Consider the following 25,224-nt stretch of genomic DNA (forward strand, 5'->3'; position numbering starts at 1 on the left):
AAGAGTAAGGATTTTCGCCCTAGCGAAATCTATAGCAAAGTGTCAAAATATATTGATCTGGAAGATCCTTGTTTATTAGTGGGAGATGACACCTTATTGTCAAAGCAATACAGTAAGAGGATCGAGCTTGTAAATTATCAATATTCTGGGGCTGTACATGATGTTATACCTGGTATAGGAATGGTAAACTTACTGCATTACAATACTCAAATTGATCAATCTACTCCTGTAGATTATAGAATATATGATAAAGAAACTGATGGTAAAACAAAGAACGAGCATTTTTGTGATATGCTTACTTTAGCTAAAGAAAGAGGTATCAAGCCTGATGCTATAGTTATGGATGCTTGGTATAGTGGTTTGGATAATTTAAAACATATACGTAATTTAGGTTGGATATGGGTTACCAACCTAAGAAAAAATAGAAAAGTTAATCGTAATGTTAGCTTGGAAACTTTAGAGATTCCCGATGAAGGGCTAAAAATTCACCTACGTGGATACGGTTGGGTTACGGTATTTAAGTTTGTGGCAAAAAATGGTCGCATTGATTACATAACAACTAATTTAGAGAATCCTACACGTGAGCAAATAGAGAAAATTGTTAAGGCGCGTTGGTCTATAGAAGTTTATCATCGAGAATTGAAACAAACTTGTGGTATTGAATGCTGTCAGGCACGCACGGGTCGAGCTCAAAGAAATCATATTTGCCTTGCTGTATTGGCCTGGCTTGATATGAACAAAAGGAGGATAAATGAAAACATTACTTTATATCAACAAACTTGGGAAGTTATAAAAACATCAATTCAGAACAACATTAAATGGCTTCTAACTAATACACAATTTTGCTAAGTGCGAAACTCCTGAATACGTAAATATAGGACACGTAAGGATCCATTTGTGAAGCACTGGGATGAAATAGAATCAATGCGAGAATCAGCACCGGAGTTGCAAGCAACTACCATATTAGCATATTTGACAGAAAAGTATCATGGGAATTATAATGGGAAGCAATTACGCTGTTTGCAGAAAAGGTTGAAACAATGGAGAGCTGCACATGGTAAGGATAAGACAGGGTAAATTCCAGTAATGATGCTCCTCGCAGCAGAGCTACGAGGTATCTAAAAAAGTTTTAGTTGTTTCTTATGATATCACGAAGCAGAGCTTCGGGGAATTAAACCCTGAGAGATTAAAAATTGATTATATCTGGCTTAATTAATTATAGAACTTTCCTATTCTAAAAACATGATGACTATTACGCCTCAATTCCATTCTACTAAATTATAATATGCCAACGCTTATATTATAACGCTATCCATCTAGGGAGCAAGCTCCCTAGATTTTCGCTATGCGGTTAAACCAAATTATTATTGATTAAAATCCTCTTCAACAGCTTCAACTTCTATAACTTCCGGTACGAAATGTTTCAGCATCGATTCAATACCGTTTTTTAAGGTAATAGTAGAGCTTGGGCAGCCAAGACATGCACCACGTAATGCTAACTTTACTACACCCTTTTCAAAACCTTTATAAATTATATCACCCCCATCTTGTGCAACAGAGGGACGAACTCTTGTCTCAATAATCTCGATAATTTGCTTCTCTATGTCTGAAAACCCCTCAAGGTTTACATCATCTACTTTAGCACTTTCTTCAAATACTGAAAAGCCCGCAACGAAATGATCCATAATAACCATTAAAACTTCCGGCTTTATCGCTTGCCAATCACTTTCAGCTTTTTTAGTAACAGTTATAAAATCACTACCAAAAAATATTGATTTAACATTATTAATATTAAATAGCGATTCTGCAAGTTTGCTTTTTCCTTTTACTTCAGCACGCTCACTAAAAAATATAGGCTGAGTACTTATTTCCTGTCCAGGAAAAAACTTTATTGCATCAGGATTTGGGGTATCTTCAGTTTGAATAAACATAGTAAAATTACTTTAATAAATTTGCTTGTTATTATAACTTACTAGGGCTATTTTTACAATATAATATGTGAGCAAAAATGATGCTCCTCGCAGCAGAGCTACGAGGTATCTAAAAAAGTTTTAGTTGTTTCTTATGATATCACGAAGCAGAGCTTCGGGGAATTAAACCCTGAGAGATTAAATTAGATTCTTACGAACAAGATATTGATGATCCAGCCCTGATTACATTACTTCAAAAAGCCGCAAAAGCACATATTGATAAAAAAAATCTATACAGGAGTTTCGCACTTAGCAAAGTTGCGAATCAGTTAAAAGCCATCTGATATTGTTTTGAATTGATGTTTTTATAACTTCCCAAGTTTGTTGATATAAAGTAATGTTTTCATTTATCCTCCTTTTATTCATATCAAGCCAGGCAAATACTGCAAGGCAAATATGATTTCTTTGAGCTCGGCCCGTGCGTGCCTGACAGCGTTCAATACCACAAGTTTGTTTTAATTCTCGATGATAAACCTCTATAGACCAACGTGCCTTAACAATTTTCTCTATTTGCTCACGTGTGGGATTTTCCAAGTTCGTTGTTATGTAATCAATGCGACCATTCTTTGCCACAAACTTAAATACCGTAACCCAACCGTATCCACGTAGGTGAATTTTTAGCCCCTCATCGGGTATCTCTAAACTTTCCAAGCTAACATTATGATTAACTTTTCTATTTTTCCTTAGGGTGGTAACCCATAGCCAGCCTAAATTACGTATATGTTTTAAATTCTCCAACCCGCTATACCAAGCATCCATGACTATGGCATCAGGATTGAGACCTCTTTCTTTAGCTAAAGTAAGCATATCACAAAAATGCTCATTCTTTGTTTTACCATCAGTGTCTTTATCATATATTCTATAATCTACGGGAGTAGATTGAGCAATTTTAGTATTGTAATGTAGTAAGTTTACCATTCCTATACCAGGTATAACATCATGTACAGCTCCAGAATATTGATAACGTACAAGCTCAATCTTCTGACTGTATTGCTTTGATAATAAGGTGTCATCCCCCACTAATAAACACGGTGCTTCCCAATCTATATATTTTGACACTTCCTTATAGATTTCGCTAGGACGAAAATCCTTACTCTTTAACCATCGACTTGCACTATCGTGAGATAGATCTACTGGACTCACTTCAGATAATGCCTTGCTAGTATATCTGACACTACTTGCTTGTAAAAATGATTTATATAAGTCCTTGCTACATTTTGTTCTTGTCATTTTTATCTAAAACTATTTTTCTCTAGATTAACATACTTTTTGCTAAGTGCGAAACTCCTGTCTATATACTGAAGATACTTGAAACTGAAGTTTTGACAAAAATTCTAATTTTTCTGACTAAAGTAAAAATTTATATTTAAAGTTAAATATTTAGCGCTTTGATCAGCTTAAAAGCGATATTTCTACAATTTAAAGTAAATTATTTGCTATATAATACAAATTATAGATTGATACACTCGCCACTTTTTTTAATAAAAATTTTTTGTCAAAACTTCAGTTGAAAAGTTGGTAAGTCAATAAGCGGTGAGCTAAGCTAGGCGTATAAATAGTGTCTGAGCAAAGGCGAATCCCGAAATTTGGCTTACCAAATCTTGAAGTATCAAAAGTTATACTCTAGGTAAATATCTGATTAGAATATATGCTGGTATAAAACAAAAACCTGCAATAGCAAAAAAATAACCCCAGCCTAAATATGTAGCGGCGTAACCGGAAATGCTTCCAAACAATACAGTACTAATATAAGCAATAGACGTAATCAAGGCGATCTGCGTTATGCAATATTTAGAGCTACAACATCTTAATTGGTAAGAAAAAAACGGCGACATAGTTAACCCTTTGGTAAATTCCTGAAGAAACACTGCTATATAAAGAGTTGTAATAGTTTGACTATAAGAATAGAGCAATAAAAAAGTTATACTAGATAAAGCATGATAAACTAATACTCTTCTAAAGATATAAGCATATTCATATTTTCGGCATAGAAAACCGCCTATGAATCCTCCAGCTATAGTAGCACACATGCCAAAAGCCTTATATCCAAGAGCTAAATCTTTTTTCGTATAGCCGATATCAAGATAAAACATATTTGGCATAACCGAAAGAAAGTTATCCTGTAAGCGATATAGAAGCATAAAGCCAACAATTATTAGCCATTTAGATTTTTTGATAAAATCATAAAAAGCGTGCCAAAATCTATCAAAATCATTAACGGCTATTTTTTCCTTAAATTTTAGCGGATAGAAAATAATTAACAATAATGATGGTACACATAAAATCGCCATTACACGATAAACTTCTTGCCAAGATATTATAGTTGATAAATATAATGCACCAGAACCTGATATGAGTATGCCGATTCTAAACCCACTAGTGCAAGCTGCCTCACTTATTCCCCAATTTTTATTATTAATAAGTAGCATTTGAGAAGATTGCAAAAGCATGTCATAAATAGAGGAAAAAAATGCCAGAATTATCAAGCACAAAGAGAATGATATAAAATTAGTAGTGGGATTAAAGCCAGTTAAAATATATACGCAACAAATGCAGCTAAGCAGTGAAAAGATTAAACAATATTTATATCCACGACTATTTGAGGGTATAAAGCTTATTTTTTCAAGTAGCGGTCCCCATAGAAATTTAAATATATGAATGAAGTTAACCAGACTAAAAAGACCGATGGTAATTTTATCAAAACCGGATTCTCGAAGCCAAAAAGAAAGCGTCGAACCGGTAAGTAGATAAATTAAACCACCAGGGAGCGAAATAAATAATATAAATAAAATACTATATATATTTTGTAATCGTGAAAAATTAGAAATTATGAATTTATCCTCCTATAATTATGTGCCATTGCGTTGATTGGAAACGTCATGCTCATTCCTTGATCACGGCATCTCACGGTCTGCATCCTAAGATCCCGCAAACAAGTTGCGGGATGACAGACTTTCCTCTTAAGATACTTTACTTCTTCTTTGACCGTAATTATTACTATTACTCTCAGAACTTCTCTTATTGCCAGAACCGAATCTTTTATTAGAATTATCGCCTCTTCTATTATTACCAAATGATCTTTTACGATTATTTTTGTTACTTCTAAAGCTCTCTCTAGCAGTGGACTCGCCTTGATTTATTAAACGATCAATAGCACGCCATCTAACAACATCATCAGGCGAAATAAATGATAATGCGTTACCTTTAGCACCAGCTCTACCTGTTCTACCTATTCGGTGCAGATAATCTTCCGGACACATCGGTAAATCATAATTAATTACGTGCTGAGTATGCGGAATATCAAGCCCACGAGCAGCCACATCAGTGGCCACCATTATTCTATGGTTTGACTTGCGGAATGATAAAATTACTCTATCACGTTGACGCTGACTTAAATCACCATGTATAGCTTCTGCTTTATGATTTTCATATCTTAGCATTTTAGCTAATTGATCAGCAGAACGTTTTGTTTTTACGAAAATAATTACTGATCCTTCTCTATCACCAAGCTGCTTATTTAATTCAGTAAATTTTTCTTTATCTGTAATATGTACTGACTCTTGTTTTATTTCTGCTGCTGCTTTATTAGTAGCACCTACTGTAATACGTACAGGATTATTTAAATATTTTTGTGAAAGAGAAATAATATGTTTTGGCATAGTAGCAGAAAACATTAAAACTTGTCTTTTTTCCGGCAAGAATTTATTGATTTCTTCTAACTGCTCTTTCATGCCCATGTCTAGCATTCTATCCATTTCGTCAAGCACAGTTATACCTATACGATCAATTTTTAGGCTTCCACGATTTAAATGATCAATAATACGCCCTGGAGTTCCTATAATTACTTTAGGATTTTTCTTTAATTGCGTAAATTGCTTAGGCATAGGTTCACCACCTATCAAAACTGCATTATTTATTTTGCAAGACGTAGTTACTTTGTTTAAGGTAGAACAGATTTGTGTTGCAAGTTCTCTTGTCGGCACTAATATTAAAGTAGTAGTTTTATCTTTAATAAATGCATTAATTACTGGTAACAAGTAAGCTAAAGTCTTGCCTGAACCAGTTTGGCTAGAAGCCAGTATATCAGAACCTGCGATAGCAACCGGAATCGATTGTTTTTGTATTTCGGTTGGCTCTATTATCTTCATCGCTTCAAGCGTAGTAGTTAATTCTTCAGGTAAATTAAAATTTTTCATTATATAATCCAATAAAGTTTAAGTTAAAATATGCACATTATTGATTGTATAAAAATAACTCATAGCAAAAAATTAATGACTTTACTATTTTTGTATTACAAGAATACACTAATAGCAGCCATTAAATTATCTATAGCATATTACTGAAGTTTTGACAAAAAATTTTTATTAAAAAAAGTGGCGAGTGTATCAATCTATAATTTTGTATTATATATCAAATAATTTACTTTAAATTGTAAAAATATCGCTTTTAAGCTGATAAAAGCACTAAATATTTAACTTTAAATATAAATTTTTACTTTAGTCAGAAAAATTAGAATTTTTGTCAAAACTTCAGATATTAACAAAATAGCTTTAATTGATTCGAAGTAATAGCGAACCCATTTCAAAAAAATCTTATAATTTACAGCAAATAAAGATTTTAATTAGCTTTAAAATTATTTGTTAATAATACCATAATTATGATATTTTTTTACTTTTAAGCATTAAACCATTCCAATGCTTAAGACATATATAAGGTTATTATAAGACAAAACAAAATATCTAATATTTTGTTGTAAAAGGTGACGAGGCTATCCAAAATTTGAAAACTTTGGATAGCTGTTTTTGGTACAAATATATTTATTTAATCCTGAGGTTAACTGCAGAAATTTTACCATTCTTGTCTTCAAGATCAAAAATTACATCTTGTCCTTCGTTAAGACCTGCAAGACCTGCTGCATCCACGGCAGATCTGTGTACAAACACATCTTTGCCGCCATTTTCCTGTTCAATAAATCCAAAATTTTTCGTCGGATTAAACCATTTAACTTTACCTACTATATTTGTAGTCATAAAAACCTTTTTAGATAGAAATTGCTTATTGGAATTTAAATTATGCTTAATAAAAAATTAAAGATCAGACTTACATTTAATATTAAGATTAATAAAAAACTCACTATGCAAAACTATCTTACCTTGCGGCATTTGTCAATAACATGCAAAAGAAAGTATTACTTTCTGGGTCTAATTATATCATATTATTACTATTTTGTCACTGTTGTAGTTAATATATTATAGGCAAAATTTGATTTGCCTACATTAGACCTTTATTATTATGTAAGTTAATAAATAAAAGTTCTTGCTTTTTTTTCTTTTTTTTACTAATCTGTCCACTTAGCAAAATACAGTATTGTATTTTTAATTGCCCGCGTGATGGAATGGTAGACATAACGGACTTAAAATCCGTGGAGCGTAAGCTCTTGCCGGTTCAAGTCCGGCCGTGGGTACCACATGTTATAAGTACATAGAAGATCTCCACTTTTAACTTGTAAACTTCCCCCTAAATTCTTTATTTGTAAGTCTTTTTTAGTTTCCTGTTTTATCTCACTATTTATAAGATAATTTATAATTTTTGATATTCTATTCAACTGTAAACCAAAAGTAGAAAAAATTATATTAATATCATTGCAAATACAATATAAATAGCTATAAACGCCAATTTAGGATAAGAGAAGTTGTTCTGGAGCTAAAGCATCAAGTTTTATACCTGAAGTTTTGACAAAAATTCTAATTTTTCTGACTAAAATAAAAATTTATATTTAAAGTTAAAGATTTAGTGCTTTTATCAGCTTAAAAGCGATATTTCTACAATTTAAAGTAAATTATTTGATATATAATACAAATTATAGATTGATACACTCGCCACTTTTTTTAATCTCTCAGGGTTTAATTCCCCGAAGCTCTGCTTCGTGATATCATAAGAAACAACTAAAACTTTTTTAGATACCTCGTAGCTCTGCTGCGAGGAGCATCATTCCAGAATTCAGGTTAATAATATTTTTTCAAATAATGGCATAAGTTTATTCTTCATTTTCTTCTTTATGCCAGTTACTAACTTCATTCCTTTGCTGTATAGATCATCAAAGAGCTCCTGTTTGATATAACCCTTATCGCCAAACAATAATCCCGTGATATGTTTGGTGATTATCGAAACCGGCGCTCTATCATCTACATTACCAGGCGTTAGTTTTAGACCTTGAATCTCACCTTTTTCGTTAATAACCAAATGTAATTTTAGACCAAAAAACCAACTTTTTGTTGTTTTACCCAAAGCAGCAATACCGGCAAAGACTTTATTACGAGAGATTCTTTTTCGATGACAAACCTCTAAAGATGTGGCGTCAATATAAGAAACTCCCGTAGATTGAGCTGCCTGCATATACCATTCAAGTAATAAAACTAAATAACTCAGAACTCTTGGTTTTAGAGCTATAAAACGAGTATATGAGAAGAGTTACAAAGTCTGATTTATATAATTGTAGATAGGACATATAAAAATATTTAAAGTTTTTACAAGGTGATTGATGGTATAAAAGCACTATTGTTAACAGCTCAGAATAGCTTATTTCAGGCTTTCTTGTAGGGTTTTTAAATGATGCTCCTCGCAGCAGAGCTACGAGGTATCTATCCAAAAAGCTTTAACTGTTTTTGTTGAAATGCTTTATAAGAAGGTTTGCCTGAACCTTGATTCTGTACATAATTACGTAATTTCTGCTCATCACCATGTTTACCTACTGTGCTCATAAAATATCCTTTACTCCAAAACTCACTTCCCCATAATTTTTCTTTAAGATTTGGATATTTCTCAAACATTTTCTTAGAAGTAATACTTTTTATGATTTGAGTTATTTTTGTTGGGCTATACATTGGTATTGACTGTAATAAAAAATGTACGTGATCTTTATCTACTCCTATTTCTAAAAATCTAATTTCATAACGATCTTCTATGTGCTCACAAATTTTACACAAATAATCATCTAGTTCTTGATTGAATATTACTCTTCTATACTTTGCCGGCGTTACTAAATGATATATTAGTACTGTGACATTATGACTCTTATGTATATAACTGCTTTCTTCCATTCAAGTAGTATATCACGAAGCAGAGCTTCGGGGAATTAAACCCTGAGAGATTAAAAAAAGTGGCGAGTGTATCAATCTATAATTTGTATTATATATCAAATAATTTACTTTAAATTGTAGAAATATCGCTTTTAAGCTGATAAAAGCACTAAATCTTTAACTTTAAATATAAATTTTTACTTTAGTCAGAAAAATTAGAATTTTTGTCAAAACTTCAGTTCTATCCTTTGTAAATACTTACTTCCAAACCTAGATTAATCCAGAATTCAGGTTAATATTAAAAATCTTTACAAAATTTAGTGAAAAAAGATAAAATCTAATATATTATAGATAATTATATCTTTAGCTCATTACATGGTAATTTTTAGTATAGTTTTTTTTAAAACCGTTTCAGTGTTATTAAGTGTAGTAATCGGGTTTTTAGCGGGTAAATACTCAAATGTTGAAAGAGATAGCATCTCATCTTTATTATTCTATTTTATATCGCCTATAGTATTCTTTACTATTCCTGCTAGCACAACTTTGACATTTTCAGCATTAAGTGTTACGGTTGTAACCTTTGTAATTGCGACATTGTTGTCATTATTTTCTTACTATTTTTTCGGTAAATTTTGGCAGGATCATACACGTAATATTATAGCTTTGTCTGCAGGTACGGCAAATGGTGGATATTTCATGCTGCCTATAGCTGCTGCACTTTTTGATGATTATACGCTAAGTATTTACATGATGGCAGTGATAGGCGTTAATATTTATGAGTGTTCGGTAGGCTTTTATATTTGTATGCGAAGCTTTGCAAACACTACTGATAGTATATTGAAAGTAGTAAAATTGCCAATTTTAAATGCATTTTTCCTAGGTTGTTTATTTAGTTTTTGCGGTTTTACTTTACCTGATTTCTTAGATGATTTTATATATAATATGAAAGGTTCTTTTTCTATATTAGGTATGGTTATGGTAGGACTTGCTCTTTCATCACTTCAAAAATTCGAAGTGGATATAAAATTTACTCTAGCTACTTTTGCTGCTAAATTCTTATTTTATCCTTTAGGGGTAGGGCTATTTATCATGTTTGATCATTTTGTAACAAAATGGTATAATAATGATTATTATAATGCGTTAAAGCTACTTTCTACAGCACCCTTAGCTGCAAATACCATAGTTATAGCCAATTTACAAAAATTTTATCCTGAAAAGGTCGCTGCCACCGTGTTTTTATCGCTACTTTTTGTAGTAGTATATATGCCGACAATGGTCAGTATATTTTTAAGTGATTTAAATTAGTAGGTTTATATGAAAATTAACTCAATTAAAGTTGGTCCATATATTAACTTTCTTCCTCTTCAATATATACCAGAACATAAAATTTCTTATGTAGAATTTGGTGATCCTCAAAATAAAAATGTAATAATATGTGCTCATGGTTTAACAAGAAATGCTCATGATTTTGATAAAATAGCTAAAGAATTAAGTAAAGATTATAGAGTAATCTCTTTAAGCTATCCCGGACGCGGGGATAGTGAAAATTTTAAAAAAACCAGTCATTATAACTATACTACTTATATTAAAGAGACGTTGCTGTTTTTAAATAAGTTAAAGATAAAAAAACCTATTTGGCTAGGTACTGCAATGGGCGGAATTATAGGTATGGTTCTTGCCAGTAAATTTAAAAATATTTTTAAAGGTTTAATATTAAATGATATAGGGGCGTTTATCGATGCCGCTCCTTTAGTCAAAATTGCAGCTTATGCTAAAAAAACTGTCATATTAGAAGATTTAGAGAGTGCAAAAGAGCATTTAAAGCTTATTTATGGACAATCAGGGATTAAAAATGAAGAAGATTGGGATTATTTAACAAAGTATAGTGTCATTTCTACATTTGGTGGGAAATATAAAATGAATTATAATCCTGCTATAACAAAAGGCATAAGAAATGTCAAAAGCCAAAAAGATGTAGATTTATGGTCTGTATGGAATAAGATAAAATGTAAAATATTACTGATTCACGGCATTAAATCTCAAGTTCTAACAAAATCTACTGTTGAAAAAATGCAAAAAACAAAAGATTTTGATCTTTACGACATTAAATATGCAGGTCATACTCCCTCCTTAACAAATTCTAATGAAATTGAACATATAAAATCTTGGTTAGAAAAATTATAAAAAAAAGATAAATTCAATTATGAAAATTACTACTAAAGTACTGATAATCGGCTCAGGTCCTGCCGGTTTAAGTGCTGCTATTTATGCAGCAAGGGCTTCTTTAAATCCAATATTAATTAATGGTATTCAGCCTGGCGGTCAGCTTACCATTACTACCGATGTTGAGAATTATCCAGGATTTGCAGAAAGCGTACAAGGACCTTGGCTAATGGAACAGATGCGTATGCAAGCTGAAAATGTCGGCACTAAAATTGTTAACGATTATGTTGAGAAAGTGGATTTGTCACAAAGACCTTTTAAAGTGTTTATAGGATCTAGGACAGAGTACGAAGCTGAAAGTATAATTATTTGTACTGGTGCGGAAGCAAGATGGCTCGGCATCCCTACAGAGCAAGAATTTATGGGATTTGGGGTGTCAGCTTGTGCTACTTGCGATGGTTTCTTTTTCAAGAATCAGGAAGTAGTGGTAGTTGGTGGCGGTAATAGTGCTGTTGAAGAGGCTTTATATCTGACCAATCACGCAAGCAAAGTTACTATAGTACATAGAAGAGATAATTTTAGAGCTGAGAAAATATTACAAGAGCGGCTATTTAAAAATCCTAAAATATCTGTGATTTGGGATCATGTAGTAGAGGAATTTGTTGGAAATGATAAGCCAAAATCTGTTACTGGTGTTAAAATTCAAAATGTTCATACTAAAGAAACGAGCTTAGTAAATTGTAACGGCGTATTTGTAGCTATTGGGCATAAACCAAATACTGCTTTATTTGCAGGGCAAGTTACAATGGACAGCGATAATTATATTATTACTACCCCTGGAAGCACTAAAACTAATATAGAGGGTGTTTTTGCTGCTGGTGATGTTCAAGATAAAATCTATAGACAAGCTATAACCGCAGCAGGTACTGGCTGTATGGCTGCCCTTGAAGCAGAGAAATTTTTGAATAAGTGAGTGATGTGTTTCTGTGACTGTAAATAGGTTGTTGCATGACTCTTATGTCATTCCCGCTTAAAGGCTTGCCTGCGTGGATCAAGGCTCTGTCTCATCAATTGTGTAAATTTCGTGAACCATTAAATTCTACCATCAAATTTGATCATAAAATGAGCCATAGCGTCATTCCAATTGGGGATAGGCATAGACCATTTTTTGGTAATATAATCAATTGTCAGATATAAAACCTTAAATACTGCGTCATCATTTGGAAAGATGCGTTTATTCTTAGTAACTTTTGAGTCTTTTGCAATGATTGTGTAAATTTTTGTTGAGCCTATATTAGAAGTAATTAAAAATATAGGTAACAGAAATGCAAATAGAGAAGAATAAAAAAATAAATGAAGCAATAGATTTGCTGATAAAAGGCGGAGTAGATATGAAGAACTCGGCCGCAAGCGACCGAGTTTCAAAACAGGTTAAACTGCTTTGTTTCTTTTTCAATTTTATCCATTGCGTTTAGTTGATTTTGGTATCCACACAAAGTGATACATTATTCTAAAAACATGATGACTATTACGCCTCAATTCCATTCTACTAAATTATAATATGCCAACGCTTATATTATAACGCTATCCATCTAGGGAGCAAGCTCCCTAGATTTTCGCTATGCGGTTAAAAACAGTACTAAGTGATGAACGAACATTAGAATTACCCATGACGAATATTAAAATTACCCATTTTTGAGTAAAAAATATTGTCTAAAGTGTTACATTATTATCCTCCGATTTTATAGTTAATTTTTTGCCTTTAGCTGTAGCGATTCTATAACTTTCAGTATTGAGTTCAAGAATTGAAGAATGGTGAACCAATCTGTCAATAACTGCTGACGTAGTCATTTCATCTTTAAAAATAGTATTCCATTTTGCAAAAACTAAATTGCTAGTAATTAATACACTACGCATTTCATAACGTTCAGCTAATAAGGTAAATAAAACATCAGTTTCTTCACGATTATATGGTACATATGATATATCATCAATTATCAATATTTCAAAATAATCGAATTTTTTAATAATTTGCTTAAGTTTTAAACTAAGCTTTGCTTCGAGTCTTTTGCAATGATTGTGTAAATTTTTGTTGAGCCTATATTAGAAGTAATTAAAAATATAGGTAACAGAAATGCAAATAGAGAAGAATAAAAAAATAAATGAAGCAATAGATTTGCTGATAGAAGGCGGAGTAGATTTAAAAACAGTACTAAGTCAGAATGGATTAATTAAGGAATTAACCAAGGGTATTTTAGAGCGAGCACTGCATGCTGAGATGTCAGAACATTTAGGTTATAGCAAGTATGATAGAGCTGAAACTGAGAATGCGAGGAATGGTAGTTTTAGTAAGAATCTGATTAGTGAGAATGGTACTATAGAGCTAAATGTTCCAAGAGACAGACAAGGTAAATTTGAACCTATAATAGTCTCAAAGAAACAAACAAGAATAGATGGCTTAGACCAAAAGATAATATCCTTATATGCGAAGGGTATGAGTGTGTCTGATATTAAAACACAATTGCAAGAATTATATGGAGCTGAGATCAGTGAGAGCCTAATCAGCAGGATTACAGATGAAGTAATAGATGAGGTCAAGATTTGGCAGAGTAGACCTCTTGAATCAGTATACCCTATAGTATATTTTGACTGTTTAGTAGTGAAAGTAAGACAAGATAAACTTATTATTAATAAATCAGTATATGTAGCTTTAGGAATAGATTTATCTGGCAGAAAGGATATTTTAGGCTTATGGATAAGTGAGAATGAAGGAGCTAAATTTTGGCTTGGTAATTTTACTGAAATGAAGAATCGAGGAGTAAAAGATATCTTAATTGCTTGTAGTGATAATCTAACTGGTATGTCTGATGCTATTGCATCAGTATATCCGAAAACTGAACATCAAATTTGTATTGTCCATCAGATCAGGAATAGCCTCAAATATGTATCATATAAAGATAGAAAGCAATTAGCAGCGGATTTGAAACTAATCTATACTTCTGCTACTGAAAAAGAAGCAGAATTAGCTCTTGAGTCATTTGATCAAAAATGGAGTAAGCAATATCCGCATATAGCTAAATCTTGGTATAATAATTGGGATAATTTGATAATTTTCTTGCAATATCCAAAGGAGATTCGTAAGATTATTTACACTACAAATGCGATAGAATCGCTGAATAGCCAATTGAGAAAAGTTACTAAGAATAAACGCATCTTTCCAAATGATGACGCAGTATTTAAAGTTTTATATCTGACAATTGATTATATTACCAAAAAATGGTCTATGCCTATCCCCAATTGGAATGAAGCTATGGCTCATTTTATGATCAAATTTGATGGTAGAATTTAATGGTTCACGAAATTTACACAATTGATGAGACAGAGCCAAAAATGGTCTATGCCTATCCCCAATTGGAATGAAGCTATGGCTCATTTTATGATCAAATTTGATGGTAGAATTTAATGGTTCACGAAATTTACACAATTGATGAAACAGAGCCGCTTCATAATATTGATATTGAACAAATGCTCCAGGTTTACGTACTAAACTATCAATAATATGTCTATAATCAATAACATAGCCATTGCTGATTCTAGACATTTTTTGTAAACATTTGTTACCATAGTAAAGCTCTATTTCTTCAGAATAAATATAAGCTTTTAAAGTATAACCTATTAAGCGACTAGGCACAGAATAAGCTACAGATAAAATACTAACTGTACTGCTTGGATTAACACGTACTGATAATATTGTAGGTGCATTCCATTTCCTGATTGGTAACTCGTCTATCCGCCAAAAACACTTCAAATCCTGATCATTTGTAATGGGATAGAGTTTTGACAACAAATTGCTAAGATTTTCAATAAAAATTAATAAGTTATGTTAATTTTTACTGATACATTTCTGTGTTGGTCTAATTTTGATATGGAGCTATTGTTAACGATTTTTTATCGTTCATCTAGTTTTTGCATGATGATATTTTTGATTTATGTGGAGTTAGACACGATTTGTAAATGATTTGCAATGCATGGTAAATTCCAGTATTAATTAAGCCAGATTTATATTTTCTTCCCATACCTCATTGGGTGTTTTATAACCGAGCACTTTTCTTGGTAAATTATTTAAAAAATCCTCAATTTCTTGTAATTGCTTTATTGTTAATTTTTTTATATCTAAAGATTTAGAGTATACTCTGTGCACCATTGAGTTAATCTTCTCTATCAATGGTTTTTGCCATGGAGAATAAGGATTGCAAAAATATACTTTTCGTTCAGATTTTGGCAATAGTTGTTCATGATTGGTAAATTCTTTGCCATTATCTAACGTTATGCTTTTGATTATATGCGACAATTGTTTAAGTTTTTTATTCATGTTACCAATCACATCTTGTGTTCTTTTTGAACGGTTTAAAGTGAGAAACACTTTTTGTGTTCTGATATCCACAAGAGCGCCTATATTACGACTTTGATTACCTTTGTTAAAAGTTAAATCACCTTCTAAATGACCTATTGCTGCTATCTTTCTATTTATCTCTGGTCTTTCAGTAATGGAAACTCGATTTGGTATTGTAATTCTTTTGTTTCTGATTCTTGTACCATGATGCAACCTATTTTTCCTTTTTCTTGCTAAAGATAAATATAATTTTTGCCTTTGTGCTATAGGAGATGTATAAATAAACTGGTATATACTCTCTGTAGAAATATTGACAGTATCTCGTGATAGTTTACGTCTACCTGAAATTATATCTGGTGAAATACCCTGTGTTAACTGCTTTATTATTTCTGCTCGTAAATTATTATCAATATCTAATTTTCTTTTTCTCTTACCTTGCCTTAAACTGCAAGCAAGTGTGTTAGCCCTATCTGGTCTATAATTATGCCTCATTCTCTTGAGTTCATAACATATAGTGCTTTTATCACGGCCAATCTTTGTCCCTATATATCGCGAGCTATAACCACTCTTATTCATTTCGTATATTTTAAATCTTTCATCTATCGTTAAATGAGCCATGATATATCTATATTTAAATGATGCTCCTCGCAGCAGAGCTACGAGGTATCTATCCAAAAAGCTTTAACTGTTTTTGTTGAAATGCTTTATAAGAAGGTTTGCCTGAACCTCGATGCTGTACATAATTACGTAATTTCTGCTCATCACCATGTTTACCTACTGTGCTCATAAAATATCCTTTACTCCAAAACTCACTTCCCCATAATTTTTCTTTAAGATTTGGATATTTCTCAAACATTTTCTTAGAAGTAATACTTTTTATGATTTGAGTTATTTTTGTTGGGCTATACATTGGTATTGACTGTAATAAAAAATGTACGTGATCTTTATCTACTCCTATTTCTAAAAATCTAATTTCATAACGATCTTCTATGTGCTCACAAATTTTACACAAATAATCATCTAGTTCTTGATTGAATATTACTCTTCTATACTTTGCCGGCGTTAACTAAATGATATATTAGTACTGTGACATTATGACTCTTATGTATATAACTGCTTTCTTCCATTCAAGTAGTATATCACGAAGCAGAGCTTCGGGGAATTAAACCCTGAGAGATTAAAAATATAGGTAACAGAAATGCAAATAGAGAAGAATAAAAAAATAAATGCAGCAATAGATTTGCTGATAGAAGGTGGAGTAGATTTAAAAACAGTACTAAGTCAGAATGGATTAATTAAGGACAGGAGTTTCGCACTTAGCAAAATTGTGTATTAGTTAGAAGCCATTTAATGTTGTTCTGAATTGATGTTTTTATAACTTCCCAAGTTTGTTGATATAAAGTAATGTTTTCATTTATCCTCCTTTTGTTCATATCAAGCCAGGCCAATACAGCAAGGCAAATATGATTTCTTTGAGCTCGACCCGTGCGTGCCTGACAGCATTCAATACCACAAGTTTGTTTCAATTCTCGATGATAAACTTCTATAGACCAACGCGCCTTAACAATTTTCTCTATTTGCTCACGTGTAGGATTCTCTAAATTAGTTGTTATGTAATCAATGCGACCATTTTTTGCCACAAACTTAAATACCGTAACCCAACCGTATCCACGTAGGTGAATTTTTAGCCCTTCATCGGGAATCTCTAAAGTTTCCAAGCTAACATTACGATTAACTTTTCTATTTTTTCTTAGGTTGGTAACCCATATCCAACCTAAATTACGTATATGTTTTAAATTATCCAAACCACTATACCAAGCATCCATAACTATAGCATCAGGCTTGATACCTCTTTCTTTAGCTAAAGTAAGCATATCACAAAAATGCTCGTTCTTTGTTTTACCATCAGTTTCTTTATCATATATTCTATAATCTACAGGAGTAGATTGATCAATTTGAGTATTGTAATGCAGTAAGTTTACCATTCCTATACCAGGTATAACATCATGTACAGCCCCAGAATATTGATAATTTACAAGCTCGATCCTCTTACTGTATTGCTTTGACAATAAGGTGTCATCTCCCACTAATAAACAAGGATCTTCCAGATCAATATATTTTGACACTTTGCTATAGATTTCGCTAGGGCGAAAATCCTTACTCTTTAACCATCGACTTGCACTATCGTGCGATAGATCTAATGGACTTACTTCAGATAATGCTTTGCTAGTATATCTTACACTACTTGCTTGTAAGAATGATTTATATAAATCTTTGCTACATTTTGATCTTGTCATTTTTATCTAAAACTATTTTTCTCTAGATTAGCATATTATTTGCTAAGTGCGAAACTCCTGAAGGAATTAACCAAGGGTATTTTAGAGCGAGCACTGCATGCTGAGATGTCAGAACATTTAGGTTATAGCAAGTATGATAGAGCTGAAACTGAGAATGCGAGGAATGGTAGTTTTAGTAAGAATCTGATTAGTGAGAATGGTACTATAGAGCTAAATGTTCCAAGAGACAGACAAGGTAAATTTGAACCTATAATAGTCTCAAAGAAACAAACAAGAATAGATGGCTTAGACCAAAAGATAATATAGCTAACACGGAAATGTTTCTACCATAGATTAGGAAAAACTTAGGCATTGATCAATAATTTTATGTAAACAGTTTTTAAAGTTAGTCCAGCAATGTTTAATAGGATTTAGATCTGGTGAATATGTGAGTAAATACAAAAACTATGGTAAAAACCTTTTCGCGTTAGCTATATCCTTATATGCGAAGGGTATGAGTGTGTCTGATATTAAAACACAATTGCAAGAATTATATGGAGCTGAGATCAGTGAGAGCCTAATCAGCAGGATTACAGATGAAGTAATAGATGAGGTCAAGATTTGGCAGAGTAGACCTCTTGAATCAGTATACCCTATAGTATATTTTGACTGTTTAGTAGTGAAAGTAAGACAAGATAAACTTATTATTAATAAATCAGTATATGTAGCTTTAGGAATAGATTTATCTGGCAGAAAGGATATTTTAGGCTTATGGATAAGTGAGAATGAAGGAGCTAAATTTTGGCTTGGTAATTTTACTGAAATGAAGAATCGAGGAGTAAAAGATATCTTAATTGCTTGTAGTGATAATCTAACTGGTATGTCTGATGCTATTGCATCAGTATATCCGAAAACTGAACATCAAATTTGTATTGTCCATCAGATCAGGAATAGCCTCAAATATGTATCATATAAAGATAGAAAGCAATTAGCAGCGGATTTGAAACTAATCTATACTTCTGCTACTGAAAAAGAAGCAGAATTAGCTCTTGAGTCATTTGATCAAAAATGGAGTAAGCAATATCCGCATATAGCTAAATCTTGGTATAATAATTGGGATAATTTGATAATTTTCTTGCAATATCCAAAGGAGATTCGTAAGATTATTTACACTACAAATGCGATAGAATCGCTGAATAGCCAATTGAGAAAAGTTATAGCTAACGCGGAAAGGTTTTTACCATAGTTTTTGTATTTACTCACATATTCACCAGATCTCAATCCTATTAAACATTGCTGGACTAACTTTAAAAACTGTTTACGTAAAATTATTGATCAATGCCTAAGTTTTTCCTAATCTGTGGTAGAAACATTTCCGTGTTAGCTATACTAAGAATAAACGCATCTTTCCAAATGATGACGCAGTATTTAAGGTTTTATATCTGACAATTGATTATATTACCAAAAAATATAATGGACTAATGGTATGGACCTCCTGATATAGAGAATGAAAAGCAGTTGCTAATCTTCTAGGGTTAATATTTAACATATTAAAACAACAATGGAAAGTTCTATAATTAATTAAGCCAGATATAATCAATTTTTAATTAAATATAGATATATCATGGCTCATTTAACGATAGATGAAAGATTTAAAATATACGAAATGAATAAGAGTGGTTATAGCTCGCGATATATAGGGACAAAGATTGGCCGTGATAAAAGCACTATATGTTATGAACTCAAGAGAATGAGGCATAATTATAGACCAGATAGGGCTAACACACTTGCTTGCAGTTTAAGGCAAGGTAAGAGAAAAAGAAAATTAGATATTGATAATAATTTACGAGCAGAAATAATAAAGCAGTTAACACAGGGTATTTCACCAGATATAATTTCAGGTAGACGTAAACTATCACGAGATACTGTCAATATTTCTACAGAGAGTATATACCAGTTTATTTATACATCTCCTATAGCACAAAGGCAAAAATTATATTTATCTTTAGCAAGAAAAAGGAAAAATAGGTTGCATCATGGTACAAGAATCAGAAACAAAAGAATTACAATACCAAATCGAGTTTCCATTACTGAAAGACCAGAGATAAATAGAAAGATAGCAGCAATAGGTCATTTAGAAGGTGATTTAACTTTTAACAAAGGTAATCAAAGTCGTAATATAGGCGCTCTTGTGGATATCAGAACACAAAAAGTGTTTCTCACTTTAAACCGTTCAAAAAGAACACAAGATGTGATTGGTAACATGAATAAAAAACTTAAACAATTGTCGCATATAATCAAAAGCATAACGTTAGATAATGGCAAAGAATTTACCAATCATGAACAACTATTGCCAAAATCTGAACGAAAAGTATATTTTTGCAATCCTTATTCTCCATGGCAAAAACCATTGATAGAGAAGATTAACTCAATGGTGCACAGAGTATACTCTAAATCTTTAGATATAAAAAAATTAACAATAAAGCAATTACAAGAAATTGAGGATTTTTTAAATAATTTACCAAGAAAAGTGCTCGGTTATAAAACACCCAATGAGGTATGGGAAGAAAATATAAATCTGGCTTAATTAATACTGGAATTTACCCAATTAAGGAGGTCCATATGGAGGTTACTACAATTGGTATAGATATTGCAAAAAGAATTTTTCAAATTCATGGTGTAGATAAAAATGGCAAGACAGTATTAAAGAAAAAATTGATGAGAGATCAGGTTTTGACATTTATGGCTAATTTACCACAATGTTTAGTAGGGATGGAAGCTTGTGGTGGTTCTAGTTATTGGGCAAGAGAAATAACTAAATTAGGGCATGAAGTAAAACTAATGGCACCGCAATTTGTCAAACCATATGTTAAAACTAATAAAAATGATCAAGCAGATGCTGAAGCGATATGTGAAGCCGTGACAAGACCTAATATGAGATTTGTTGCAATTAAAACTATAGAGCAACAAGAAATTTTATCAATACATAGGGTAAGAGAGAGATTGGTAAAAAATCGTACAGCACTTGCTAATGAAATTAGGGGGCTACTACATGAGTTTGGTTTTATTGTTCCTCAAGGCATTAATAAGGTTATCACAAAATTAATTGAGATACCGTCTTGAGTGTCAACAACTTTTTCATTATTTTACCTCAATTTTATTTTACAGGGTTTTTATATTTGCACTAAAAGATGTTTTGTTATTAAGAACACCATAAATTATGTGAAGCAACTTACGCATAGCAGCAATCACTATAACCATTTTAGATTTTCCAACATTGCTCAAACGTTGACTAAAATCCTTAATAATCGGATTATGTTTTATAGCAACTATGGCAGGCATATAAAAAGCTTTACGTAAATTAGCATCTCCTGTTTTTGATATTTTTCCTATTCCATGGACAGAAGTGCCTGATTGTTTTGGCTTTGGGTTAAGACCAACAAACGCAGCTAGTTGTTTTGCAGAATTAAAATTTTCTACAACAAGAAAAGCAAGTATCACTCCTATTGTTTTTTCTCCTATACCAGGGATTGAATCAAGAAGTTTACTTTTATCATGTAAGTCTTTGTGTCCTTTAATATGATTAGAGATAAGTTCTTCTACTTCCTTAATTTGCTTATCCAGAAATTCAATATGAATCATAATGTTAATGGCAACTGCTTTACTTGCTCCGCTCAATCTATTATTTTCTTGATTTTTATTAGCAATCAAACTATCCAAGCGTCTTACCCATTGTTGTAATTCTTTAATATGTATAGGGGTTGGTTGCCAAAGATCAGGTTGCATAGCCTTGCAAAAAGAAGCTATCAATTCACAATCAGATTTGTCAGTTTTAACTCTTGAAAGCTTGCTCATTGCAAAGCCCTTGATGCGAGCTGGATTTACGACACTAACTTTAAATGTATTATCATAAAGATATTGAGCTAACCTAACTTCGTAACCACCTGTTGATTCCATACAAGCGTGAGCAGTATCTATTCCCTTTTTTTCTAACCATTGTTTTAGTGCAGCAAAGCCTTTTGCAGTATTATTAAACTTTTTGGTTTTGATTTTATTATCATTTAATAAAGCTACGTCAAATGTTGCTTTAGAAATATCTATACCCAAAATAATGCTACTCATATTTGACCTTCTATGTTAATAATAAGTAGAATACCCAAAGATCAACCTTGTAAATACAGGTTCATTGATTAATTTCAAGACCTAAGAATACCGTCCGATCTTTAATGAGTATGTGAAGACTAATTGTTTGATCTCAACTACAGGGTTACATAGCCCTAAGATTTAATACGGCATATTAGTCTTCTTACTTAAGTGCCCTTAAGTATCTTATAGTTGTTTACTAAAGACAATACTAAGATACAAGATTTTAGATGCAGGGAAATTAAGCCAGTTAAGTTATCAAACATTTAGTGAACTAAAAGAAGAATTCTTAGATAATAACAGAAAAATAAAAGAGATAGAAAAACGATTAACAATGATAGCAAGTAACCTAACTCAATATCAACGATTAAGAGCTATACCTGGTCTTGGTTTAATTACTGCTACTGCTTTAATAGCATCAATAGGTAATGCTACAAGTTTTGAGAATGGCAGGCAATTATCGGCATGGCTAGGATTAGTGCCAAGACAACATTCAAGTGGTGGGAAGGATAAGCTGCTGGGAATTAGCAAGCGAGGTGATGTATACTTACGCACTTTATTAATTCAAGGGGCTAGAGCTGTACTAAATGCCAAGATAAGATTTACATCGGAAGAACAGAAATCTAAAAAAGATTTTAGCCAATTTACGAAATGGATGTTTAATTTATCTGAGCGAAGTAGCCATAATAAAACGACAGTTGCCATAGCTAATAAGTTGGCAAGAGTGGTGTTTGCTGTACTAAGATCAGGAGATGATTATGTAGAGAGTAAAGTTTGTAGCTAAAGAGTGTGTAGCATAGCACTTATAAGTAAAATAAATGGTGATTTATATAATGAATAGGTAAAAGCAAAACAATATGTAAGAGATTCCAACCCGAAATATGCTTGAGATAATTAATATTGATGGTAAATAAGACAAACCTTAGCTTACAAAAAAACTGCGTTTTTCAGTGGCTCTTTTAGAAGCCGATGGACTGATAAGTATATAGTTTGTAAGCCAGCGAATTCCATCAGGGCTGTAGAATAAATTAGGTTGATTTATCAGCTATAAGCCGGATACATGACTGCATTTGTTTGTTTTTATTATTGATGTTATTTTTTTCTTGCATTCTACAGGAGGTCCATACATGAAAAAATTGGACAAAAAAATGAAGGAGTGTGTTTCCGCAATAAGTTAGAATAAATAGCAATAAACTTAAGAGGAAAGATGAAGAAAAATAAAGTAAAAATTTTCAGTGCTTCAGAAAAAACGGGGATAGTATTAGAATTAATCTCTCAGGGTTTAATTCCCCGAAGCTCTGCTTCGTGATATCATAAGAAACAACTAAAACTTTTTTAGATACCTCGTAGCTCTGCTGCGAGGAGCATCATTAAAAGAGGAGTCGACACTTGGTCAGTTAGCTTCAAAATATGCAATAAGTGTTAAAACAATTCAAAATTGGAAAAAACAGTTTTTAGGTAATGCGGCATTAGCTTTTGAACCAGCTAAAGTTTTGAGTGAATATCAAGAACAAATAAATCATTTACAAGAGCAAAATGATGAACTTGCTAAAGCTCTTGGTAGAATCACAGTTGAGAGGGACTGGGCCGTGGGAAAGCTCAAAAGCTTGGATTTATCAAATAAAAAGAGTCTTGTACACTCCAAGCTAAATCAACTCTCAAAATCAAGACAGTGTGAACTATTAAAGATTAGTCGATCTACAGCCTACTATAAATCCAAGGAGATGAGTATAAATAAATTAAGTATTTTAAATAGAATAGATGAAATATATACAGATAATCCTGAATTTGGTTATCGCTATATTCATCAACAGTTACTAGAAGATGGTTTTATTGTCGGTAAAGATCGAGTACTGAAATATATGAGGATGATGGGTATAGAAGCTATTTACCCACATAAGAAAAAATCTACTTCTCGAAACGATAGTGAGCATAAGATCTATAGCTACTTACTTGATCAATATTGGACTAAATCTGGCTCAACAAAGCAAGTGTATGTGCCTAATGTGAATGAGGTTTGGAGTGGTGACATTACTTACATTAGAACTAATGGTGGCTTTATGTATATGGCAGCTATTATAGATTGGCATAGCAAGGCCATATTGAGCTATAAACTGTCAAATTCTATGGATGCATCTCTTGTAACTGATGTCTTGAAACAAGCTCTCAGTAAGTATAATGCTCCACAGATATTTAATAGTGATCAAGGTAGCCAATATACCAGTTATGACCACATAAATATTCTCAAGGAGCATGATATCCAAATTTCAATGAATGGCAAAGGTAGAAGTATTGATAATATAGTAATAGAAAGGTTTTTTAGAACTTTAAAATATAATTGTATCTTTATTAATGATTTTAACAATGTTAAAGAGTTAAAAGAGGGGATTGATCATTATCTGAATAAATATAATTATCACAGATTTCATTCAAGTATTGGTTATAAAAAGCCTATGAATGTATATCTGAATTATATGCAAAATTATCAGCAAATGGCTCTGTCTCATCAATTGTGTAAATTTCGTGAACCATTAAATTCTACCATCAAATTTGATCATAAAATGAGCCATAGCTTCATTCCAATTGGGGATAGGCATAGACCATTTTTTGGTAATATAATCAATTGTCAGATATAAAACCTTAAATAGTCTATCCGCCAAAAACACTTCAAATCCTGATCATTTGTAATGGGATAGAGTTTTGACAACAAATTGCTAAGATTTTCAATAAAAATTAATAAGTTATGTTAATTTTTACTGATACATTTCTGTGTTGGTCTAATTTTGATATGGAGCTATTGTTAACGATTTTTTATCGTTCATCTAGTTTTTGCATGATGATATTTTTGATTTATGTGGAGTTAGACACGATTTGTAAATGATTTGCAATGCATCGTAAATTCAAACCAATAGCAGAGATTATTGGATTGATAATATCTCCTATCATACCTTTCAAGAAGTTTCTACCCATCCGACCATATTGCTTTAAGTGACCTATTATTGGTTCTATGGCACTGCGTCTCTTGATCATAGACTTGTCCTCTTGTAACAACTTCTTCCGCGTTTTTGGGGTATATACCTTACTCTTCTCCTTTACATTGCTACCACTATACCCAAGATCAACAAATGATTTCTTTATCTTGATTCCAGTGACACTCTCTACTGCTTCAAAGCTCTGATGCAATGTATGACCATCATAAG

General features: G+C 32.1%; 20 protein-coding genes, 1 tRNA gene and 10 pseudogenes (1 of these 31 only partly in view). 15 read left to right on the forward strand and 16 right to left on the reverse strand.

Annotation, left to right across the window (positions count from 1 at the left end; translation table 11 throughout):
• Together AAHI98_RS11375 and AAHI98_RS11380 are read left to right on the forward strand one after the other, a co-directional pair.
• Positions 1 to 849, forward strand: the 3' portion of a protein-coding gene (locus tag AAHI98_RS11375; RefSeq protein WP_342224656.1) for an IS701 family transposase. The gene continues 132 nt to the left of window position 1, outside the view; only the last 849 of its 981 coding nucleotides appear in the window; its start codon lies off the left edge, out of view; the stop codon is at positions 847 to 849.
• Positions 850 to 924: 75 nt separating this feature from the next.
• Positions 925 to 1,077, forward strand: coding sequence for a hypothetical protein (locus AAHI98_RS11380; protein WP_342225911.1), 153 nt, complete (start codon positions 925 to 927; stop codon positions 1,075 to 1,077).
• Positions 1,078 to 1,364: 287 nt separating this feature from the next.
• Here the strand turns inward: AAHI98_RS11380 and AAHI98_RS11385 are convergent, their stop codons facing one another.
• Positions 1,365 to 1,931: a NifU family protein gene (locus AAHI98_RS11385; RefSeq protein ID WP_342225912.1), complete on the reverse strand. Its 567-nt coding sequence runs from the start codon at positions 1,929 to 1,931 to the stop codon at positions 1,365 to 1,367.
• Between the two features lie 288 nt (positions 1,932 to 2,219).
• On the reverse strand, positions 2,220 to 3,200 hold the full coding sequence (locus AAHI98_RS11390; protein WP_342224659.1) for an IS701 family transposase: 981 nt from the start codon (positions 3,198 to 3,200) through the stop codon (positions 2,220 to 2,222).
• Between the two features lie 281 nt (positions 3,201 to 3,481).
• Between AAHI98_RS11390 and AAHI98_RS18200 the strand changes: the two are divergent.
• Positions 3,482 to 3,588: pseudogene (locus tag AAHI98_RS18200) on the forward strand (palindromic element RPE5 domain-containing protein); the annotation flags it as partial.
• Here the strand turns inward: AAHI98_RS18200 and AAHI98_RS11395 are convergent.
• From AAHI98_RS11395 to AAHI98_RS11405, 3 genes are all read right to left on the reverse strand, one after another.
• Entirely contained in the window at positions 3,587 to 4,801 is a 1,215-nt protein-coding gene (locus AAHI98_RS11395) for an MFS transporter (protein WP_342226200.1), read from the reverse strand. The pseudogene AAHI98_RS18200 and the gene AAHI98_RS11395 sit on opposite strands and share 2 nt — an antisense overlap.
• Before the next feature lie 129 nt (positions 4,802 to 4,930).
• Positions 4,931 to 6,166 (reverse strand): DEAD/DEAH box helicase, encoded by a 1,236-nt coding sequence (locus tag AAHI98_RS11400; RefSeq protein WP_342225913.1) that lies wholly within the window; start codon positions 6,164 to 6,166, stop codon positions 4,931 to 4,933.
• Positions 6,167 to 6,787: 621 nt separating this feature from the next.
• On the reverse strand, positions 6,788 to 7,000 hold the full coding sequence (locus AAHI98_RS11405; protein WP_016948370.1) for a cold-shock protein: 213 nt from the start codon (positions 6,998 to 7,000) through the stop codon (positions 6,788 to 6,790).
• A 351-nt stretch (positions 7,001 to 7,351) separates the two neighbouring features.
• On the opposite strand from AAHI98_RS11405, the gene AAHI98_RS11410 reads away from it, so the two are divergent.
• A tRNA-Leu gene (locus tag AAHI98_RS11410) sits at positions 7,352 to 7,437 on the forward strand.
• A 539-nt stretch (positions 7,438 to 7,976) separates the two neighbouring features.
• On the opposite strand, the pseudogene AAHI98_RS11415 reads toward AAHI98_RS11410, so the two are convergent.
• Positions 7,977 to 8,619: pseudogene (locus AAHI98_RS11415) on the reverse strand (IS982 family transposase); the annotation flags it as partial.
• Positions 8,612 to 9,070 carry an IS200/IS605 family transposase gene (tnpA, locus tag AAHI98_RS11420; protein ID WP_342224823.1) on the reverse strand — a complete coding sequence of 153 codons (459 nt, stop codon included), beginning with the start codon at positions 9,068 to 9,070 and terminating at the stop codon, positions 8,612 to 8,614. The gene tnpA (AAHI98_RS11420) and the pseudogene AAHI98_RS11415, both read right to left, overlap by 8 nt.
• A gap of 354 nt (positions 9,071 to 9,424) precedes the next feature.
• On the opposite strand from tnpA (AAHI98_RS11420), the gene AAHI98_RS11425 reads away from it, so the two are divergent.
• Genes AAHI98_RS11425 through trxB form a run of 3 tightly spaced genes read left to right on the forward strand, consistent with a single transcriptional unit; the run spans position 9,425 to position 12,185 of the window.
• On the forward strand, positions 9,425 to 10,354 hold the full coding sequence (locus tag AAHI98_RS11425) for an AEC family transporter (RefSeq protein ID WP_011477117.1): 930 nt from the start codon (positions 9,425 to 9,427) through the stop codon (positions 10,352 to 10,354).
• A gap of 9 nt (positions 10,355 to 10,363) precedes the next feature.
• Positions 10,364 to 11,233 (forward strand): alpha/beta fold hydrolase, encoded by an 870-nt coding sequence (locus AAHI98_RS11430; RefSeq protein ID WP_342225914.1) that lies wholly within the window; start codon positions 10,364 to 10,366, stop codon positions 11,231 to 11,233.
• 19 nt (positions 11,234 to 11,252) lie between these two features.
• Positions 11,253 to 12,185, forward strand: a complete 933-nt coding sequence (gene trxB / locus AAHI98_RS11435; protein ID WP_342225915.1) for a thioredoxin-disulfide reductase — start codon at positions 11,253 to 11,255, stop codon at positions 12,183 to 12,185.
• Positions 12,186 to 12,304: 119 nt separating this feature from the next.
• Here the strand turns inward: trxB and AAHI98_RS18705 are convergent.
• Together AAHI98_RS18705 and AAHI98_RS11445 are read right to left on the reverse strand one after the other, a co-directional pair.
• Positions 12,305 to 12,463, reverse strand: a pseudogene (locus tag AAHI98_RS18705) (IS256 family transposase); the annotation flags it as partial.
• A gap of 462 nt (positions 12,464 to 12,925) precedes the next feature.
• A pseudogene (locus tag AAHI98_RS11445) lies at positions 12,926 to 13,252 on the reverse strand (ATP-binding protein); the annotation flags it as partial.
• A gap of 94 nt (positions 13,253 to 13,346) precedes the next feature.
• Between AAHI98_RS11445 and AAHI98_RS11450 the strand changes: the two are divergent.
• On the forward strand, positions 13,347 to 14,561 hold the full coding sequence (locus AAHI98_RS11450; RefSeq protein WP_342224662.1) for an IS256 family transposase: 1,215 nt from the start codon (positions 13,347 to 13,349) through the stop codon (positions 14,559 to 14,561).
• A gap of 267 nt (positions 14,562 to 14,828) precedes the next feature.
• On the opposite strand, the pseudogene AAHI98_RS18205 reads toward AAHI98_RS11450, so the two are convergent.
• The 3 genes and pseudogenes from AAHI98_RS18205 to tnpA (AAHI98_RS11460) all read right to left on the reverse strand — a co-directional run.
• Positions 14,829 to 15,059, reverse strand: a pseudogene (locus AAHI98_RS18205) (Mu transposase domain-containing protein); the annotation flags it as partial.
• A gap of 201 nt (positions 15,060 to 15,260) precedes the next feature.
• On the reverse strand, positions 15,261 to 16,223 hold the full coding sequence (locus AAHI98_RS11455; protein ID WP_342224646.1) for an IS30 family transposase: 963 nt from the start codon (positions 16,221 to 16,223) through the stop codon (positions 15,261 to 15,263).
• A gap of 49 nt (positions 16,224 to 16,272) precedes the next feature.
• Positions 16,273 to 16,732, reverse strand: a pseudogene (gene tnpA, locus AAHI98_RS11460) (IS200/IS605 family transposase).
• Between the two features lie 71 nt (positions 16,733 to 16,803).
• Between tnpA (AAHI98_RS11460) and AAHI98_RS11465 the strand changes: the two are divergent.
• Complete coding sequence (locus AAHI98_RS11465) at positions 16,804 to 16,941, forward strand: hypothetical protein (protein ID WP_342225917.1); 138 nt, start codon at positions 16,804 to 16,806, stop codon at positions 16,939 to 16,941.
• On the opposite strand, the gene AAHI98_RS11470 is transcribed toward AAHI98_RS11465, so the two are convergent.
• Positions 16,922 to 17,902, reverse strand: coding sequence for an IS701 family transposase (locus tag AAHI98_RS11470; protein WP_342224656.1), 981 nt, complete (start codon positions 17,900 to 17,902; stop codon positions 16,922 to 16,924). The genes AAHI98_RS11465 and AAHI98_RS11470 overlap by 20 nt on opposite strands.
• Before the next feature lie 54 nt (positions 17,903 to 17,956).
• Here AAHI98_RS11470 and AAHI98_RS11475 point away from each other — a divergent pair.
• From AAHI98_RS11475 to AAHI98_RS11490, 4 genes and pseudogenes are all read left to right on the forward strand, one after another.
• Positions 17,957 to 18,202 (forward strand): annotated as a pseudogene (locus AAHI98_RS11475) (transposase); the annotation flags it as partial.
• A gap of 127 nt (positions 18,203 to 18,329) precedes the next feature.
• Positions 18,330 to 19,118: pseudogene (locus tag AAHI98_RS11480) on the forward strand (IS256 family transposase); the annotation flags it as partial.
• Positions 19,119 to 19,505: 387 nt separating this feature from the next.
• Positions 19,506 to 20,468, forward strand: a complete 963-nt coding sequence (locus AAHI98_RS11485; RefSeq protein WP_342224646.1) for an IS30 family transposase — start codon at positions 19,506 to 19,508, stop codon at positions 20,466 to 20,468.
• Between the two features lie 35 nt (positions 20,469 to 20,503).
• Positions 20,504 to 20,986, forward strand: a pseudogene (locus AAHI98_RS11490) (IS110 family RNA-guided transposase); the annotation flags it as partial.
• A gap of 57 nt (positions 20,987 to 21,043) precedes the next feature.
• On the opposite strand, the gene AAHI98_RS11495 reads toward AAHI98_RS11490, so the two are convergent.
• Positions 21,044 to 22,003 (reverse strand): transposase, encoded by a 960-nt coding sequence (locus AAHI98_RS11495; protein WP_342224639.1) that lies wholly within the window; start codon positions 22,001 to 22,003, stop codon positions 21,044 to 21,046.
• A gap of 244 nt (positions 22,004 to 22,247) precedes the next feature.
• On the opposite strand from AAHI98_RS11495, the gene AAHI98_RS11500 reads away from it, so the two are divergent.
• Together AAHI98_RS11500 and AAHI98_RS11505 are read left to right on the forward strand one after the other, a co-directional pair.
• Positions 22,248 to 22,808 carry an IS110 family RNA-guided transposase gene (locus tag AAHI98_RS11500; protein WP_410526251.1) on the forward strand — a complete coding sequence of 187 codons (561 nt, stop codon included), beginning with the start codon at positions 22,248 to 22,250 and terminating at the stop codon, positions 22,806 to 22,808.
• 571 nt (positions 22,809 to 23,379) lie between these two features.
• Positions 23,380 to 24,474 (forward strand): annotated as a pseudogene (locus AAHI98_RS11505) (IS3 family transposase); the annotation flags it as partial.
• A gap of 81 nt (positions 24,475 to 24,555) precedes the next feature.
• Here the strand turns inward: AAHI98_RS11505 and AAHI98_RS11510 are convergent.
• Both AAHI98_RS11510 and AAHI98_RS11515 read right to left on the reverse strand, forming a co-directional pair.
• Positions 24,556 to 24,684 (reverse strand): hypothetical protein, encoded by a 129-nt coding sequence (locus AAHI98_RS11510; RefSeq protein WP_342225304.1) that lies wholly within the window; start codon positions 24,682 to 24,684, stop codon positions 24,556 to 24,558.
• A 190-nt stretch (positions 24,685 to 24,874) separates the two neighbouring features.
• On the reverse strand, positions 24,875 to 25,207 hold the full coding sequence (locus AAHI98_RS11515; RefSeq protein ID WP_342225919.1) for a hypothetical protein: 333 nt from the start codon (positions 25,205 to 25,207) through the stop codon (positions 24,875 to 24,877).
• Between the last annotated feature and the right edge of the window lie 17 nt (positions 25,208 to 25,224).

The sequence above is a fragment of the Rickettsia endosymbiont of Urophora cardui genome, assembly GCF_964030725.1.
Classification (GTDB): domain Bacteria; phylum Pseudomonadota; class Alphaproteobacteria; order Rickettsiales; family Rickettsiaceae; genus Rickettsia.